Source organism: Collinsella sp. AM29-10AC (genome assembly GCF_003469085.1).
Lineage (GTDB): Bacteria > Actinomycetota > Coriobacteriia > Coriobacteriales > Coriobacteriaceae > Collinsella.
The window spans coordinates 61,956-78,407 of sequence record NZ_QSKB01000008.1; the positions used below are offsets into that span (position 1 = coordinate 61,956).

The 16,452-nt window shown below is 56.0% G+C and carries 17 protein-coding genes; 13 read left to right on the forward strand and 4 right to left on the reverse strand.

Features of this window, described 5'->3' with window-relative positions; genetic code table 11:
• Positions 1-169 precede the first annotated feature (169 nt).
• The 8 genes from recA to hflX all read left to right on the forward strand — a co-directional run bounded on the left by recA (position 170) and on the right by hflX (position 8,952).
• Positions 170-1,318, forward strand: a complete 1,149-nt coding sequence (gene recA, locus DW754_RS04010) for a recombinase RecA (protein WP_022094695.1) — start codon at positions 170-172, stop codon at positions 1,316-1,318.
• An 11-nt stretch (positions 1,319-1,329) separates the two neighbouring features.
• Positions 1,330-2,022 (forward strand): regulatory protein RecX, encoded by a 693-nt coding sequence (locus DW754_RS04015; protein ID WP_089573376.1) that lies wholly within the window; start codon positions 1,330-1,332, stop codon positions 2,020-2,022.
• Between the two features lie 257 nt (positions 2,023-2,279).
• On the forward strand, positions 2,280-3,830 hold the full coding sequence (rny, locus tag DW754_RS04020) for a ribonuclease Y (protein ID WP_089573375.1): 1,551 nt from the start codon (positions 2,280-2,282) through the stop codon (positions 3,828-3,830).
• 1 nt (position 3,831) lies between these two features.
• Positions 3,832-4,917 carry an ATP-binding protein gene (locus DW754_RS04025; RefSeq protein ID WP_006235981.1) on the forward strand — a complete coding sequence of 362 codons (1,086 nt, stop codon included), beginning with the start codon at positions 3,832-3,834 and terminating at the stop codon, positions 4,915-4,917.
• A gap of 74 nt (positions 4,918-4,991) precedes the next feature.
• A complete protein-coding gene (locus DW754_RS04030) occupies positions 4,992-5,309 on the forward strand; it encodes a stage V sporulation protein S (RefSeq protein WP_006235982.1) in 318 nt (105 codons plus the stop codon).
• Positions 5,310-5,354: 45 nt separating this feature from the next.
• The gene (gene miaB / locus DW754_RS04035; protein WP_117758510.1) at positions 5,355-6,725 is read left to right on the forward strand and encodes a tRNA (N6-isopentenyl adenosine(37)-C2)-methylthiotransferase MiaB; all 1,371 of its coding nucleotides are present in this window, start codon (positions 5,355-5,357) and stop codon (positions 6,723-6,725) included.
• Positions 6,725-7,663 carry a tRNA (adenosine(37)-N6)-dimethylallyltransferase MiaA gene (gene miaA / locus DW754_RS04040; protein ID WP_117654790.1) on the forward strand — a complete coding sequence of 313 codons (939 nt, stop codon included), beginning with the start codon at positions 6,725-6,727 and terminating at the stop codon, positions 7,661-7,663. The genes miaB and miaA overlap by 1 nt, the downstream gene beginning before the upstream one ends.
• Complete coding sequence (hflX, locus tag DW754_RS04045; RefSeq protein WP_117654789.1) at positions 7,663-8,952, forward strand: GTPase HflX; 1,290 nt, start codon at positions 7,663-7,665, stop codon at positions 8,950-8,952. The genes miaA and hflX overlap by 1 nt, the downstream gene beginning before the upstream one ends.
• Here hflX and DW754_RS04050 read toward each other — a convergent pair.
• Together DW754_RS04050 and lexA are read right to left on the reverse strand one after the other, a co-directional pair.
• Positions 8,937-9,641, reverse strand: coding sequence for a heparan-alpha-glucosaminide N-acetyltransferase (locus tag DW754_RS04050; protein WP_089573371.1), 705 nt, complete (start codon positions 9,639-9,641; stop codon positions 8,937-8,939). The two genes, hflX and DW754_RS04050, sit on opposite strands and share 16 nt — an antisense overlap.
• Positions 9,641-10,285: a transcriptional repressor LexA gene (gene lexA, locus DW754_RS04055; RefSeq protein WP_147336370.1), complete on the reverse strand. Its 645-nt coding sequence runs from the start codon at positions 10,283-10,285 to the stop codon at positions 9,641-9,643. Before lexA ends, DW754_RS04050 begins: the two co-directional genes overlap by 1 nt.
• Before the next feature lie 163 nt (positions 10,286-10,448).
• Here lexA and DW754_RS04060 point away from each other — a divergent pair, with 163 nt between their 5' ends.
• From DW754_RS04060 to dut, 3 genes are read left to right on the forward strand one after another with little or no spacing between them, the layout of a single operon-like run.
• Positions 10,449-10,898, forward strand: coding sequence for a LysM peptidoglycan-binding domain-containing protein (locus DW754_RS04060; RefSeq protein WP_158561607.1), 450 nt, complete (start codon positions 10,449-10,451; stop codon positions 10,896-10,898).
• A 51-nt stretch (positions 10,899-10,949) separates the two neighbouring features.
• Entirely contained in the window at positions 10,950-11,393 is a 444-nt protein-coding gene (gene nrdR / locus DW754_RS04065) for a transcriptional regulator NrdR (RefSeq protein ID WP_022093781.1), read from the forward strand.
• Positions 11,394-11,397: 4 nt separating this feature from the next.
• On the forward strand, positions 11,398-11,841 hold the full coding sequence (gene dut, locus DW754_RS04070; RefSeq protein WP_117654786.1) for a dUTP diphosphatase: 444 nt from the start codon (positions 11,398-11,400) through the stop codon (positions 11,839-11,841).
• Between the two features lie 393 nt (positions 11,842-12,234).
• On the opposite strand, the gene DW754_RS04075 is transcribed toward dut, so the two are convergent.
• On the reverse strand, positions 12,235-13,536 hold the full coding sequence (locus tag DW754_RS04075; RefSeq protein ID WP_117758508.1) for a glycosyltransferase: 1,302 nt from the start codon (positions 13,534-13,536) through the stop codon (positions 12,235-12,237).
• Positions 13,537-13,654: 118 nt separating this feature from the next.
• Here DW754_RS04075 and DW754_RS04080 point away from each other — a divergent pair, with 118 nt between their 5' ends.
• Both DW754_RS04080 and DW754_RS04085 read left to right on the forward strand, forming a co-directional pair.
• Positions 13,655-14,593: an NAD(P)/FAD-dependent oxidoreductase gene (locus tag DW754_RS04080; protein WP_117758507.1), complete on the forward strand. Its 939-nt coding sequence runs from the start codon at positions 13,655-13,657 to the stop codon at positions 14,591-14,593.
• Between the two features lie 154 nt (positions 14,594-14,747).
• On the forward strand, positions 14,748-15,359 hold the full coding sequence (locus DW754_RS04085) for a DUF1836 domain-containing protein (protein WP_199411438.1): 612 nt from the start codon (positions 14,748-14,750) through the stop codon (positions 15,357-15,359).
• Positions 15,360-15,431: 72 nt separating this feature from the next.
• On the opposite strand, the gene DW754_RS04090 is transcribed toward DW754_RS04085, so the two are convergent.
• Positions 15,432-16,298, reverse strand: coding sequence for a DegV family protein (locus DW754_RS04090; protein ID WP_117758506.1), 867 nt, complete (start codon positions 16,296-16,298; stop codon positions 15,432-15,434).
• Positions 16,299-16,452 lie beyond the last annotated feature (154 nt).

Genomic DNA, 16,452 nt, shown 5'->3' on the forward strand with positions numbered 1-16,452 from the left:
TTGCCTTTCTTGTTCTTATTTGCCCCTTTGTGGTCAAGCATTTGGTCAGTGTTTGGTCGGCGTTTGGTTGGGTTTTGGAAAGACTGCCTGCATATGATTGGCCTGAACGGTTGACCACGAACAGCCGTTCGTTTATTATCGATGCAGGTTGTTAAGAGGAGGGCTATTCATGGCCAAGAATTCAGGTCCCGTACGTACCGTTCATGCTCGCACGACGGGTAAAGAGCGCGATGAGATGATCGCCACCACCAAGGCCGAGATCGAGAAGAAGTTCGGTCAAGGCTCCATCATGAGGTATGGTGACGGCGGCCCCGAGCTTGAGGTTGAGGCCATCCCCACGGGCGCTCTGGCACTCGATGCCGCTCTGGGTATCGGCGGTGTGCCGCGCGGCCGTATCGTCGAGATTTACGGTCCTGAGTCCTCCGGTAAGACGACGCTTTCGCTCGAGATCCTGGCCGAAGCCCAGGCAATGGGTGGCGTGGTGGCATTTATCGATGCCGAGCACGCGCTCGATCCCACGTATGCCGCGCGCATTGGCGTGGATATCGACGAGGTACTGATTTCCCAGCCTGATACGGGTGAGCAGGCGCTCGAGATTGTTGACATGCTCGTGCGTTCCGGCGCCATCGATGCCATCGTCGTCGACTCCGTCGCCGCGCTGACCCCGCGTGCCGAGATCGAGGGAGAGATCGGCGATACCACGGTCGGATTGCAAGCTCGTCTGATGAGTCAGGCCCTCCGCAAGCTCGCCGGCTCGCTGTCCAAGTCCAACACGACATGCATCTTCATTAACCAGCTGCGAGAGAAGATCGGCGTCATGTTCGGCAACCCCGAGACCACGACGGGCGGCCGCGCCCTTAAGTTCTTCTCTTCGGTGCGTATCGACATTCGCCGCATCGACAGCATTAAGCTTAAGGATGAAGTTATCGGTAACCGCGTGCGCGCCAAGGTCGTTAAGAACAAGGTGGCAGCTCCGTTCCGTTCTGCTGAGTTCGACATCATGTACGGTACGGGCATCTCTAAGGAGGGCTCGATTCTGGACATGGCTGTCGAGTGCGGCATTTGCAAGAAGATGGGCTCCTGGTTTGCCTATGGCGAGGACAAGCTCGGCAACGGTCGCGAGGCCGCCAAGGCGTTCCTGCGCGAACACCCTGATTGCGCCGACGAGATTGAGCATAAGGTCCGCCTTGCCTGCGGGCTTGAGTTTGACGACGATGCTCCATCCGAGGTCGAGCTGACCGATCAGCCTGCGCCTGAGGAGTTTGACGAGCTTTACGCCATCGATGGTTCCGCCATGCTCGATGATGACGACGAGTAGCGGTTACGCTCATGTCGTATACGGTGACCGAGGCCACGGTCGTCTTTCCCGATAAGAAGGCGGCCTCCTCGTTCTCGAGCGGGTATGCGTCCAAAAAGCCTTGCGCACATATCGATTGTGAGCTTGAGGGCGGTTTTGAGCGGTCCATTTGGATTCCCGTGCGGGTCGCGCGCCTGTATGTCAAAAACCGCCCCGATCTTCCCTGTGATTGGGACAACTTTCGTGAGGCGGTGCAGCTCGTCGAGCGTAAATGTGCACTTACCATGGTGACCGAGATGTTATCGCGCCGCGACCATGCGACGGGCGAGGTCCGTGACAAGCTGGCTCGCTACGGCTTTCACCAGACCGCGATCGATTTCGCCGTCGAGCGCGCCACCGAGTATCGCTTTTTAGACGAGAACCGCTTTTGCTCGTACTTTATCGAGGAGCGCAAGCGGCGCGGTTGGGGACAGCGCAAAATCGAGACCGAGCTCAAGCGCCGTCATGTCGTGCTCGATGACATTCCCGGTTATCCCGAGGATTATTTTGCCGTCGAAGACGATTTGGCGCGTGCGTCAGCCCTGCTCGCCAAGCGGCGTGTTCCAGAGACGCGCGGATTCGAAAAACTGGTTCGGTTTTTGATGGGCAAGGGCTTCTCGTATCATATCGCCGCCGATGCCGTTAAGGCACGTCTCGATGCCGAACGCGAGGAATGTGCGGTTTAGGCGTATGCGTTTTGTGGCCCTGCCGCTCACCGTGTTTTAGCCGCCGTGTTGGGGGCATTTATTTGACAGTTGTTGTGGTTCAACGTACGATAAACAGCGTCATTTGCTTTGTGATATGTGCTCATCTGTGATGAGTTTGTTTATATGTTTATCTGTATCCGACCCGCATAAGCTGCGCCCATATTACTCAAATGTCGCGAGCCGTTCGTAAGGACGGTTCGCTTTGTTGTGTAACGAATCCATAAAAAGGAGTGAGCATGCCTATCATCGCAGCGCTCGTTGGCATCGTTTTGGGTGCCATCGCCGCCATTGCCTACATGCGCACCGCCAAGCAGGGTAGTCTTCACGAGGCCGACGAAAAAATCCAGTCGGCACACGCACAGGCTGAGTCCCTGATCGGTGATGCTAAGCGTCAGGCCGAGACCCTCAAAAAAGAGGCTCTGCTCGAGGCTAAAGAGGAGATCATCAAGAACAAGCAGGCCGCCGAGGCCGAGGACAAGCAGCGTAAGAACGAGATTCGTACGCTCGAGAACCGCGTGATGCAGCGCGAGGAATCCCTTGATCGCCGCAACGACGCTCTCGACAAGCGCGAGCATCAGCTGTCCAGCCAGGCCGGTCAGGTCGAGAAGCGCTCCCGTGAGCTCGAGGAGCTCTGTGCAAAGCAGACTTCCGAGCTCGAGCGTATCGCCGACCTTACCCGCGAGGACGCCCACAAGGAGCTCCTCGATAAGGTTCGCGGCGAGGTCACCCACGAGGCCGCCACGATCATTCGCGAGTCCGAGCAGCAGGTTCGCGCCGAGTGCCACAAGACCGCCCAGGAGATTCTGTCTCTGGCGATTCAGCGCTGCGCTGCCGACCACACTGCCGAGGTCACCGTTACCTCCGTGCACATTCCCTCTGATGACCTCAAGGGCCGTATCATCGGTCGCGAGGGTCGCAACATCCGGACCTTCGAGCAGGTTTCCGGCGTCAACCTCGTGATCGATGACACGCCCGAGACAGTCGTTCTTTCGAGCTTCGACCCGGTCCGTCGTGAGACCGCCCGTGTCGCCCTCGAGAACCTCATCGCCGACGGCCGCATTCACCCTGCCCGTATCGAGGAGATGTATCACAAGGCCGCCGACCTGGTTCAGCAGCGCGTGCGCGAGGCTGGCGAGCAGGCTGCCTTCGATACCGGCATCCACGATCTGCACCCCGAGATCGTCAAGACCCTTGGTGCCCTGCGCTACCGTACCTCGTTTGGTCAGAACGTGCTTCAGCATTCCCTCGAGGTCTCTGATCTGTGCGGCGTGATGGCTTCCGAGCTTGGCCTGGACGTTGTGACCGCCAAGCGCGCCGGCCTGCTTCATGACCTGGGCAAGGCAATCGACCACGACGTCGAGGGCCCGCATGCCGTCATCGGCGCCGAGCTTGCCCGCCGTTATGGCGAGAAGCCCGTTATCGTCCACGCTATTGAGGCTCACCATGCCGATGTCGACCCCAACACGGTACTCGATGTCCTGGTGCAGGCCGCTGATGCTGTCTCTGCCTCTCGCCCCGGTGCCCGTCGCGAGTCTGCCGAGAACTACATCAAGCGTCTTGAGAAGCTCGAGGAGATCGCCAACTCCCATGACGGCGTCGAACGTACCTATGCCATGCAGGCCGGTCGCGAGGTCCACGTCATGGTCCAGCCGGACAAGATTTCCGATGCCCAGTCCACGGTTCTGGCTCACGATATCGCCCATCAGATCGAGGAAGAGATGGAGTATCCCGGTCAGGTGCGCGTTGTCGTGATTCGCGAGAGCCGCGCTGTCGATATCGCTAAATAACATGAGCGACGCGAACGAGCTCATCTCATTTATCGCGTCGATGTCGGGGGAGGGCAACCTTCGCGTCGAGGAGAACCTTGGCGAGGGGTATGTCCGCCTCCGCGTTTCGGAGGCCGAGCGGCGCCAGGCTAAGCACGACATTCAGCATGTCGAGGACATCGTCATCGAAATGCTCCGTAATGCTCGCGATGCCGGCGCCGACAAGGTCTATCTCGCCACGACCAAGGAAGATGGCGTCCGCACGCTTGTCTTTCTGGATAACGGTTCGGGCGTTCCGCAGGATATGCAAGAGCGAATCTTTGATGCCCGCGTTACCTCCAAGCTCGAGAGCATGAAGATGGACCGTTGGGGCGTTCACGGTCGTGGCATGGCATTGTTTTCGATTAAGCAGAACACCGACGAGGCCCGTGTGGTCACGTCCGGCGTCGATCTTGGTTCAGCCTTCAAGGTGAGCGTTGCGGCCGACCGCCTCAGTGAGCGTGCCGATCAGTCCAGCTGGCCCCAGGCCGTCAAGGATGAGGACGGACGTTATGTCTGCGCTCGCGGTCCACATAATATTATTCGCGCTGCTTGTGAGTTTGCGCTCGAGGAGTTGCGTGGTTGCGATGTCTATCTTGGTTCTCCGTCTGAGATTGCCGCGACCCTTTATGCTCAGGCGTCAAGTCGGCTCGATACGTCTCGTCTCCTGTTCATTGATGACGAGAGCGAGCTTCCGGTTGTCGATCGTTTAGGCCTTGCTTCTGATGCCGAGGACTTTATCCGTATTTGTTCGGGTTTGGGTCTTGAGATGTCCGAGCGCACGGCCCATCGCATTTTGGCAGGGCAGATTAAGCCCGTTCGCGGTGTGACCGCGCGTCTGCTGCGCGAGCGTGATTCGTCCTCGCATGCGCCGGCTCCTGTCGATCTCGCGAAGGATCGTCGCGGGCTACGTATTGCCAAGGATGACATGGCACAGTTTTCGCGCGCTGTGGAACGCGACTTTAATGACCTTGCCGCCCGGTACTATCTCAACCTTTGCGGCGACCCAAAGATCCGTGTTTCGCGTGATCGAATCACCGTGACCTTTGATCTTGCCAAAGAGGAATAGTGCCTTTACCGAGTCCACTCGGTACGATACAGTTATTGCAGTTAAAACGTACTTTTAAATGCAGGAGTTTCTTCATGGATTGCCTGAAGGTATCAAGCAAATCATCGCCCGCGTCCGTTGCCGGCGCCATCGCCGGCATGGTCAAGGATGGTGTACCCGTCAACATCCAGTGTGTCGGCGCCGGTGCCGTCAACCAGGCCATTAAGGCCGTTGCTATCGCGCGCGGTTTTTTGATTCCAACCGGTTTTGATATTTCCTGCGCGCCCGTGTTCTCCGACATCCTCATTAACGGGGAGTCGCGCACGGCCATCCGCCTTTCTATCTACGTTCACCAGATCAATCGAGCTGCTATGGATAACGTCGTCATGGATGATGTTAAGCCTGTGGCATAGCTTCTGCTTGCCTCGTTTCGCTCCCCATCGTTAGGACTTATGCACATGGACCAGCGTTCCGTACGCGATATTCTTGCCGGTAAAACCTACTTTATCCGCACCTTTGGCTGCCAGATGAATCAGCACGACTCCGAGCGTGTGAGCGGTCTGCTTGATTCGTATGGCTGCCTCATGGCGCTCGATCCCGCGCATGCCGATATCGTTGTCTTCATGACGTGCTGCGTGCGCGAGGCCGCCGATACTCGCCTGTACGGTCAGTGCAATTCCTGCAAAAGCCTGCCGCCTTCGCCTTCGGGCAAGCGCGTGGTTGCCGTTGGCGGTTGCATCGCGCAGCGCGATGGCGAGGGCCTGCTCACCAACGTCGATAACGTCAATGTCATCTTTGGCACGCATTCCATCGCGCATGTGGCCGAGCTCATTGCCGAGGCGTTCCTTGATGGCAAGCGTCATATCCGTACCAATGAGCATGAGGATACGGATGCCATGAGCATGCCGTGGCATCGCGAGACTCAGTATCACGCCTGGGTGCCCATCATGACGGGCTGCAATAATTTCTGCACCTATTGCATCGTGCCGTACGTGCGTGGTCGCGAAAAGAGCCGCCCCTTCGAGGAGATTGTCGACGAGGTGAACGGTTTGGTGCGCCAGGGCGTGCGTGAGATTACGCTGCTGGGCCAAAACGTTAACTCATATGGTCGCGATCTGTTTGGCAAGCCGCGTTTTGCCGATCTGCTGCGTGCCGTGGGCGATACGGGCGTGGAGCGCATCTTCTTTACGTCTTCGCATCCCAAGGACCTGTTGCCCGAGACCATCGACGCCATGGCCGAGACGCCTGCCGTTATGCCGCAGCTGCATTTGGCCGTCCAGTCAGGTTCGACGCGGATCCTCAAAGAGATGAATCGCCGTTATACACGCGAGGACTATCTGGGCCTTGTCGATCGCATTCGCAACCGCATGCCCGATATCGCGCTCTCGACCGACATTATCGTTGGCTTCCCGGGTGAGACTGAAGAAGACTTTGAGCAGACGCTCTCACTTGCCGAGACGGTCCGCTATGCTCAGGCCTATACCTTCATCTATTCCAAGCGCGCCGGTACCCCGGCCGCCGAGATTGACGATCCTACGCCGCATGAGGTTATTCTCGAGCGTTTCAACCGTCTGGTTAAGGTTATCGAGACCACGGCACACGAGTATAACCAGGGTGAGCTTCATACTGTGGTTCCGGCGCTCATTGAGGGAACGAGTAAAAAGAACGACGCGGTCCTGCTGGGCAAGAGTCCCAAGAATCAGACCGTGCATGCGCCTATCCCCGAGGGTTACAGCATCGATCAGCTTGTTGGTAAGATCGTTGATGTTGACGTTGACGTTGCCAAGACCTGGTATTTGTCCGGCTCCGTTGTGGGCGAGCCGCGCTAATGGTTTCTCCCGGGGCAGGTCTTTCCGCCGTTGCGATCGTCGGTCCGACGGCGGTTGGTAAGAGTGATGTTGCCGACCGTTTGGCAGCTCGTCTTTCGTCCGAAGTGCTGTCGTGCGATGCGATGCAAATCTATCGCGGCATGGACATCGGTACCGCAAAGATGGTGCCCGATGAGTGCACGGCGCCGCTGCGTCTCGTCGACATTGTAGAGCCGGGTGTGGCATATTCTGCTGCGCTTTATCAGGCCGACGCTCGCGCGCATGTTGAACGTCTCCTTGGTTCGGGTTGCCTGCCGGTTTTTTGCGGAGGTACGGGGCTGTATCTCAAGGCCGCCCTCGATGAGATGGACTTTCCCTCGGGTGAACTTGAGGACGATCGTCGTGCGGGCTATCAGGAGCTTGCCGAGCGTATTGGCGAGGAAGAACTGCATGCCTTGCTTGCCGAGCGCGATCCAGAATCGGCTGCTGTTATTCATCCCCATAACGTGCGCCGTGTGATTCGTGCGCTCGAGATGCATGATGATGGCGTCTCCTATGCGCAGCAAAAGTCGCAGTTTAGTGTTCCGCACGAGCATTATCATGCCCTATGGTTTGGTCTGACGCGTAATCGCGAGGTGCTCTACGAGCGCATTAACCAGCGCGTCGATCTGATGTTTGAGCAGGGTCTTGTCGATGAGGTCCGCGGTCTTATGGGCCAGGGGCTGGGAGATGCCCTGACGTCGATGCAGGCAATTGGCTATAAAGAGATCATTGATGCTTTCAATGGCGTGATGAGCATGGATGAGGCTCGCGAACTCATTAAGATGCGTTCGCGTCGTTATGCCAAGCGTCAGCTTTCGTGGTTTAAGCGCGATGACCGTATCGTGTGGTTTGATATGGATGAATGTACGATCGATGAGGTCGTTGAGGATATCCTGCATCGTATTGAGGCTGCCTAATGGCCCGTTTCCCCCTTGTTCCCACGGCACCCGAGCCCGAGCGTGCCATTTTAGTTGGTGTTGAGTGGCGCGACAATGCATGGCCGCTCGATCGCTCGCTTGATGAGCTGGAGCGTCTTGCCCACACAGCTGGTGCTCAGTGCGTGGCACGCTTGTCGCAGCGTTTGGTAAAGCCGTATCCTAAATCGTTTATCGGTTCCGGCAAGGTAGAAGAGCTGTGCGGCCTGGTGCATCGCATGGATGCCGATGTCGTTATTTTTGACGACGACCTGACGCCCTCGCAGCAATCCTATTTGGAGAAAGCTGTGGGCGAGCCGGTAAAGATTATCGATCGTACAGCACTGATCCTGGATATCTTTGGCCTGCATGCTCAGACGCGTGAGGGACGCCTGCAGGTACAGCTGGCACAGCTTCAATATTTGTTGCCTCGCCTGCGTGGCATGTGGAGCCATCTCGCCAAGGAGCAGACGCGCGGCGGCATCGGCTCACGTTTTGGTCAGGGCGAAAGTCAGCTCGAGGTCGACCGTCGCCTTATTCGTAATAAGATCGCTGCGCTTCGTCGTGAGCTCAAGCAGGTTGAACAGCGTCGCGATGTTCAATCCAAGAGTCGCATTGAGTCACCGGCGTTTCGCGTCGCGTTGGCCGGTTATACCAATGCCGGTAAATCGACGTTGCTCAATCGTCTGACCGGCTCTACGGTACTTTCGCAGGACAAGCTGTTTGCTACGCTCGACCCGACGACGCGTTCGTATCGTCTGCCCGGCGGTCGCGGCATGACGATTACCGATACCGTCGGCTTTATTCAAAAGCTGCCGCATGGTCTGGTCGATGCCTTTAAATCGACGCTGTCCGAGGTTTTGGGTGCCGATCTAATTCTCAAAGTCGTAGATGCGTCTGACGAGGACTATGAGCGGCAGCTGGAGGCTGTCGACCGCGTGCTTGATGAGATCGGCGCCGGAGAGCGTTTAACGCTGACCGTATTCAATAAAATCGATCTTCTCGATAGCGTCGATCGATTGAGTTTCCGTCGTCGCTATCCGGAGGCCGTTCTGTTCTCGGCCCAAACGGGCGAGGGGCTCGACGATCTCGTCGACCGGATTGCTCGCGAGGCAGCTGCCACCGATGTGTTGCTCTCCGCTGATATCCCGTATCGCGAGGGCGCTCTCATCACGCTGGTGCATGAGCAGGGAACCCTTCTGCATGAGGAATATCTCGAGGACGGCGTTCGCATTGTGGCGAAGTTGCCGGCTCGTATTGCACCGCGGCTCGAGCGCTATCGTACGGAATAAACGATTTCTAGCACGCCTAGAATGACTGGCTGATGGAGCAGGTAGAACGGTAAGGCATGCCGACCCAGGACTGCGAGCGCCGGGATAGGATTGGCGTATGCCCATGCTGGCGCTTCGAGACTTGATGCTTGTGCTGCCTGGGCAGCAAAAAAGCCGGTAAGGTACATAAAGACAAACGGTATGAGCGGATAGTAATCTCCCGAAACAAAACCCGGGCCTGGGAATCCAAGCCATGCCAGGTAGGGGAGTGGGTAGACCGCCTTTGGAATGCCCCAGGTTAGGGCAAAAAGAACAAGGCACGCTGCGATGCCCCATGAGCCCGGTAATTTTTGGAGTAACGGACGGGTGAACGCAACCACCGCGGTGCACACCGCCATGCAATAAATGATGCCAAAGTTCACTGAATCGTCGACCGATACGAGCGTTGTTGCGATCCAGACGACCAAAGCTGCGGCAGCGTACTTAGCCGCTCGTTTGGCATTGTTGCGTGAGAGCGTGCACATCCAACCCGCGATAAACAAAAATACCCAGCTGATGCTGGCTCGCCAGACGTCTTGAAAGACAGTCTGGGTAAACCAAGGCATATCCCAGCCGTACAGGTAGGCGAGATCATAGCAAGCGTGAAAACCTGCCATAGAAATCATCGTAAACCCGCGGACGGTATCAAAGATGGTTATGCGTTTTTGCATTACGAGAACCGGCGCATCAAGCCGACGACTTTGCCCAGGATAACGGGATTCGTTGCATAGATAGGTTCCATAGTGTCGTTCTCGGGCTGCAAGCGCACACGCCCCTGCTCCTTGTAGAACGTCTTGACGGTCGCCGAACCATCAATCATGGCCACGACAATTTCGCCATTCATGGCACTCTTTTGTTCACGGACGATGATGTAATCGCCATTGAAGATGCCGACATTGATCATTGAGCTCCCATGCACCTCAAGGATAAAGGAACCCTGATCAGTGACGATTTCGGTCGGGATAGTAAACGTGTCTTCGATATTCTGCTCTGCCAGAATGGGAATCCCAGCCGCGACGCGACCAACGAGCGGTAGCGAGACCGTTCCGCGAGGTGCGGTGGGCTCGTCAGATTTGGAAATTGAGACAGAGGAACCATCCTCGTTAAAGAGTTCCAGGGCGCGCGGTTTGGTGGCATCGCGCTTGAGTAGCCCGCGCGCCTCCAGGGCAGAGAGATGGGCGTGCACGGTGCTGGGGGAGGAAAGGCCCACGGCAGAAGCCATCTCGCGCACGCTGGGCGGATAACCCTTCTCCTGCTGATATTCCTTGATGAAGTCGTAAATTTGCTGCTGACGCTTGGTAATTTTGCGAGCCATCAGGGCATCCTCTCTACCCATGTCAAACAAATGTTCGAATTTTGCTTGACAGGAACAACTGTTCGAAGATAATAATAACCGAACATTCGTTCTCGCGCTAGACATTTTTGTCCGCGCGGCTTGATAAAACTGTTCTCAGCAAAACACGCGAGAGGAGAACATGATGAACGTAACGAATATGGTCCAGGGAAACCTCGCCCTTAAGCTCGAGACGCCTGCAGAACCCACTTTTACGGTTGTTCAGGGTGGCCGCTCCGGCTTTCAGCCTTTGACCGTAAAGCCTGCGCGCAATCAGCAGGCTGTAGTCGCGCCGGCCCGCGTTGCCCTGAAGGTTCCGACGATTGTCGCCGTCGCCGTTGCGCTTACGCTCTTCTTTGTCCTCGCTATGTCGGTCTTTAGCGCTCGTCACGCCGCGTATGCCGAGTCCGTTTCCAACATTACCTACGAGACCATTCGCGTTCAGCCTGGCGATTCTCTTTGGTCGCTTGCCGAAGAATATCCAATCGAAGGCCTTTCCACGCAAGAGACTTCCGACATGATCCGTAGCGTCAATCATCTGGAGCATGGTTCGCTCGCCGCCGGTGCGCATCTTAAGGTTCCTGCTCGTTCGTAATCATTATCGCGCTGCGCATGGTACCCTTGTTATCGTTTAAGAGGAGGTACCATGCGCTGTCCCAAATGCGGCAAGGCACATACCCGCGTCGTTGATTCCCGTATGCAGGAGTCAAATAACACCATTAAGCGCCGTCGCGAATGTTGCTCGTGTAACTACCGCTTTACAACGTTTGAGCGATGCGAGGACCCTATCGAGGTCATTAAGTCAGATGGAACTAAGCAGCGGTTCGATCGCAATAAGCTTCTTGTCGGCTTGATGCGCGCCACCATCAAGCGCGATATCGACACTAAGAAGCTCAATGAGATTATCGATGACATCGAGGTCGAGCTTCGCTCTCGCACGCTGACGGCCGTCACGTCCCATGAGTTGGGTGACATGGTGCTCAAGCGCTTGGCCAAGATCGACAAGGTTGCGTACATCCGTTTTGCCTCGGTCTACCGCGATTTCAAAGACGTCGATGAATTTCTGCAAGAGCTCGACAAGCTAAGGTGATTCCATGTCCAACATTACCGTCAACATAAAGCGTCTCGACCCCACCCTCGAGCTTCCCAAATACGCCCATCCCACCGATGCCGGCTTGGATCTACGCTCCAACGAAGACTGCGTCCTGAAGCCCTTCGAACGCCGTCTGGTCTCTACGGGGCTGGCCATCGCCCTGCCCGATGGCTACGCCGGCTTCGTCCAGCCCCGCAGCGGCTTGGCCATCAAGCAGGGCCTGTCTATAGTCAATACGCCGGGCCTCATCGACGCCCACTACCGAGGAGAACTCAAGGTTATCCTCATCAACCTGGATCCCTCCAATAACATTCAAATCAATAAAGGCGACCGCATAGCCCAACTCGTCATCCAAGAAGTCCCCACGGTCAATCTCATAGAAGTAGAAGAACTAGACGAAACCGACCGAGGCAAAGGAGGCTTCGGCTCCAGCGGCATCGCCTAGGGCGCCCGTATCCCTCCCGCCCGGGGCTTACCTATATCATTCCATGCTCAAACATTCTCGCGTCGCTTCGCTCGCTGCGAAACTGCGCGTGGAACGATATAGGTAAGCCCCGGGCGGGCGGCTACTCGCTTGAAACAATATTTACTTTTCTAGTAAGTCGATGCGATGAAGGGACGCCTCCTTTGTCGCATCGACTTACTGTATTTATATTTTCTGGTTCCCCTTTGCAGATTCTACTGGTGGGGAATCTGGTATAGCCGCTGGTACGTTAACGCAGCTTACCTGCGGGAGGCCCCTATATATCGTCCCGCGCGCAGTTTCGCAGCGAAGCGAGAATGTTTGAGCACGGGATGATATATAGGGGCCTCCCGCAGGCAAGCGGAAATTAAGACGCTAGCGGATGTGCGCGGGTTTTCCGCCCCAGTAGAAGCGGCAGAAGGCTCGTTTGCGCTTTTGGGGTTTGCCTACGAGCTCCATGGTTGCGATGGCTATGTCTTCGGCTGCGTGGGGGCGGCGTAGTACTTCGCCGTTGATGAGCAGTGCCTTGAGCGACTCAGGATGATCGTGGAGATGTCGCAACGTCACGATGAGCTCTCGTGCGGTGGTGACATGCATGCTGGCGCCCATGCCGGTGAGCATGGTGGTGTTGGCCTTTTCCTGGCCATAGGACTTGCCCAACAGGATCATCGGCAGGTGTGCGCACAGGCATTCGGTGACGGTGAGTCCGCCCGATTTGAGAATTGCCAGGTCGCAGCCGAGCATAAGCGCTGCCATATCATCGACATAGTCCAGAACCGTGACGTTTTCGAGCTTCATGGCGTCGAAGAGCGTTTTGAGGCGGGTGGCATATTCGGTGTCTTTGCCCGGCAAAAAGACAAAGTGCATGTCTTCGAAGCTGCGTAGGAAGGGGAGGGTGCGGTCCATCTCCGCGCGAAAGCGAACGTACGGTTGAGGCAAGCTGGCACCGGCCATTACCAGCACGACGGTCTTGTCGGTGGGGAGGTTGAACTTAGCTAGCTCTTCCTCGCGATCGTAATCCGTGTCGAATCCGGTGCGAATAGGAATGCCGGTAATGCGAATCTTTGTCTCGAGCACCTTGCGCGGACGCAGCGTTTCGGCCATAAATTCGTTGGCAACACAGAATAAATCGGTGTCCTTGTGGGGCCACCATCCCTCGACTTCGTAGTCGGTCGGTACGCAGATGACCGGATAATCGATACCCGTAATTACGCGGGCGCCCACGGCAACATTGGCTGCTGTGATGTGCGTTGCAACCACGGCTATGGGCCTGCGGCTACGAATATATTCGTTGAAGGCGGGGAACATAATTCGCGACCATGCCGTTCCGCCACCCCAGAGAAGATGTCCCGTAAGCGTATATCGCCAGGTCAGGTCGTAAATGGGGCGCGTGGCTCCCGTAAAAGAAGCCGCGGTCTTATTGCCGTCGAATTTAATACGTCCAAAATCAAGGATATCGAGCACTTCAATCTCAATATCCTCGGGGATGCCATTGGTGCCGCGGATGAGGTCGAATGCCTGCGCTATCGCATTTGCGGCGGCCTTGTGGCCCGAGCCAACGGAGGCGTGCACGATGGTCACGAGAGGTTTTTGCTGAGCCAGGAGCGTGGTTTGCTCCGATTGGGGAGTGCTGTGCGTGAGCAGGGGAGCGTCGTCACTCGTCTGCGCCTGGTCCATCGATAACTCCCCTTCAGCTTTGTAATACGGATTTATCATTGTAGTGCATGAGTGTCACGTTCACGTAAATTTGGGTACGAGCGCAAAGAACGACAACGTTTCGACGAAAGGACGCTTCATGACTACCGATAAGCCGATCGATGTTGCGATTATCGGTGGCGGCCCCGCGGGCTATGCTGCCGCCATTTATGCTGCGCGTGCCAACCTTACGACGACCGTGATTGAGCAGGGCATGTCGGGAGGGCAGATCGCCACAACCAATGAGGTCGAGAACTATCCGGGTTTCCCGCTCCTGAGTGGCGCCGAACTCGGCGAGCGTTTTCAGCAGCATGCAGAGGGCCTGGGAGCACAGGTTACATGGAGCATGGTTACGGGTATCGATTACGATGCCGATGCAGCGTTGTTTACGGTGCATCACGATATGGGCGATACGCTGGCCTCGAGCGTTATCGCTTGCATGGGTGCCACGCCGCGTCCGGCAGGTTTCGCAGGCGAGGATACGTATCGCGGTCGTGGCGTTTCATATTGCGCAACATGTGACGGCATGTTTTTCCGCGGCAAGCAGGTTTTTGTAATCGGTGGTGGCAATTCGGCATGCGAAGAGGCGCTGTTCCTGTCCGACATTGCCAGCAGTGTGACCATCGTGCTGCGCCGCGACCAGTTCCGTGCGCCGGATGGTGTTGTTCAGAAAGTACTCGCAAAGGACAATATTACAGTTAGGTACCAAACTAGTATTGTGGAGCTATCGGGCGAAGCCATGCCAACAAGGATTACCTTTAAGGACAATGCATCTGGGGAAACTCATGCCGAGTCATTTGAGCCCGGCTCGTTTGGCATCTTTGTCTTTACGGGGACGCAGCCACATACCGAGCTTGTTGAGCATCTAGTCGATCTGGCGCCTGATGGCGGCATTCTGACTGATGAATCCATGGCGACCCGCACGCCAGGTCTATTTGCCGCTGGCGATATCCGTTCCAAACGTTTACGCCAGGTTGTGACCGCTGTTTCGGACGGAGCCATAGCGGCAACGAGCGCATACGCGTTTCTCCGTGGATAAGTACGATAATATATCTTATGTAAGGTTGCTATCTTTAAACATAGTGGTTGGACAGTGCATCAATGTGCCGTCCAACCACTTTTACTTTGCGGCTATGTAGTATGCAAAACTATATAACCTAGAATACAATATAGAAAACGAACGGGGGCCTCTTATGAACCATGCTAAACATGTTATCCCGATGTCCGATACGTCGGTCAGCATTAAGCCTGAGGATATTCAGCCGACGGTTCTGCCGGATGCATTTATTCAGTCCGATATGGTGGGTAAACTCAACGCGTTGAGCCTGCCACGCTATGACCAGCTGCCCAACGTAACGCTCTATCGCGATCAGGTTATTGAATATGTTGCGCTGTGGATGGAGCCGCTTTCGATTTGCGTAGAGCAACCCGTTATCACGCCATCGATGATCAATAACTACGTAAAGGTCGGCCTCGTTCCTGCTCCGGTTAAAAAGCAGTATAGCCGTGAGCAGATTGCGCGTCTCATCGCCATTTGTATCTTTAAGCAGGTGCTGCCCATCGCTGCGGTTCAGGCGCTCTTTAATATTCAGCGCTTGAGCTACGACGCTCCGACGGCTTTCGATTATGTTGTCGATCAGCTCGAGGCATCGATTCGTGCGGCGTTTTCTGTTGAGCAGACTCCCGTGCCCGATACCGCACATCAGGTTACGCGCGAATCGTTGCTCGTGCGCAGTGCGGTATCGTCCTTCGTTTCGAAGGCGTATCTGATGAGCTATCTCAAGTTCAATGGGTTTAATAGCTAACCGAGGTATAAGATGGGCGGGATAAAGAGCCAATGGCTCCTTATCCCGCCCATACGTTTGTCTAGTTGGATATTATCGGCCCGACGCCACGCCCATACCGTAGCCGATAATGAGGCCGTGCATCTCGGCATAGTATGAATCTAGCCCGTTACAGGGCATGATAATCGTCTTGGAGCCGGGCCAATGCTCCACAATGCGGCTGGCAAGTGCTTGGGCGCCCGCCTCATTCTCGACATGGTCGATAACGACCTCGCCGCCGGTAAAGCCTTCGGCCTCCATGGTGTCGACAATCTTGGTGAGCATCTTCTTTTCGCCGCGGGTGTGCCCAACGAGTTCAATTTTGCCCGCTTCGCTCGCCGTGCCCAAAATGCGGATATTGAGCTTGTTAGCAATAACGCCGGCCGCCTTAGGGATACGTCCGGCCTTCGCAAGGTTTTCGTAGTTGCACAAACTAAAGAGGATCTTGCTGTTCTGCTCCAAGCTATCGAAGTAAGCGCAGGCGTCCTCAAAGGAGGCATCCGGGTTGCTCGTAAGATAGCGGTCGAACAGCAAGAAGATCAGATCCATTTTGCCACCTGCGGCTCGCGAGTTAACCAAATGAATCTGACGGTTGGGCTCTTCGGCAAGCACCATGTCACGCGCGGTGGCCGCGGCATTGTAGCTTCCCGAGACGCCCTCGGAGATGGGCATGCAAATCGTCTTGTCAGCGAGCTTAAAGAGCTCAGCCCACTCCCCTACGCTTGGGCAGGCGCTCGATGATGCGCCGGCTTCCGATTGAATGGCAACATTAAGCTCGTGAACATCGAGCGAGAGGTCGTCAACGAATTCACGCTCCCCCACTCGGATCTTAAGGGGTGCAAATGCAAAGGTGGTATGAGGTGCGGTTGGTTGCCAATCGCGAAGATTGCAGCTCGAATCGGAGATAAGTGCCCAGCTCATTGAGGGTCCTTTCTAATTGTTCCCCAACAATTATAGCCATCTTTTTGATTGATTGGATGGCTATCTAGTTTTGAATACTAGATAGCCATCCTGATTTTATGGCCTTGATTATCGACTTTATCCGAACACCTCCCACATTCATCCGTACATGTAC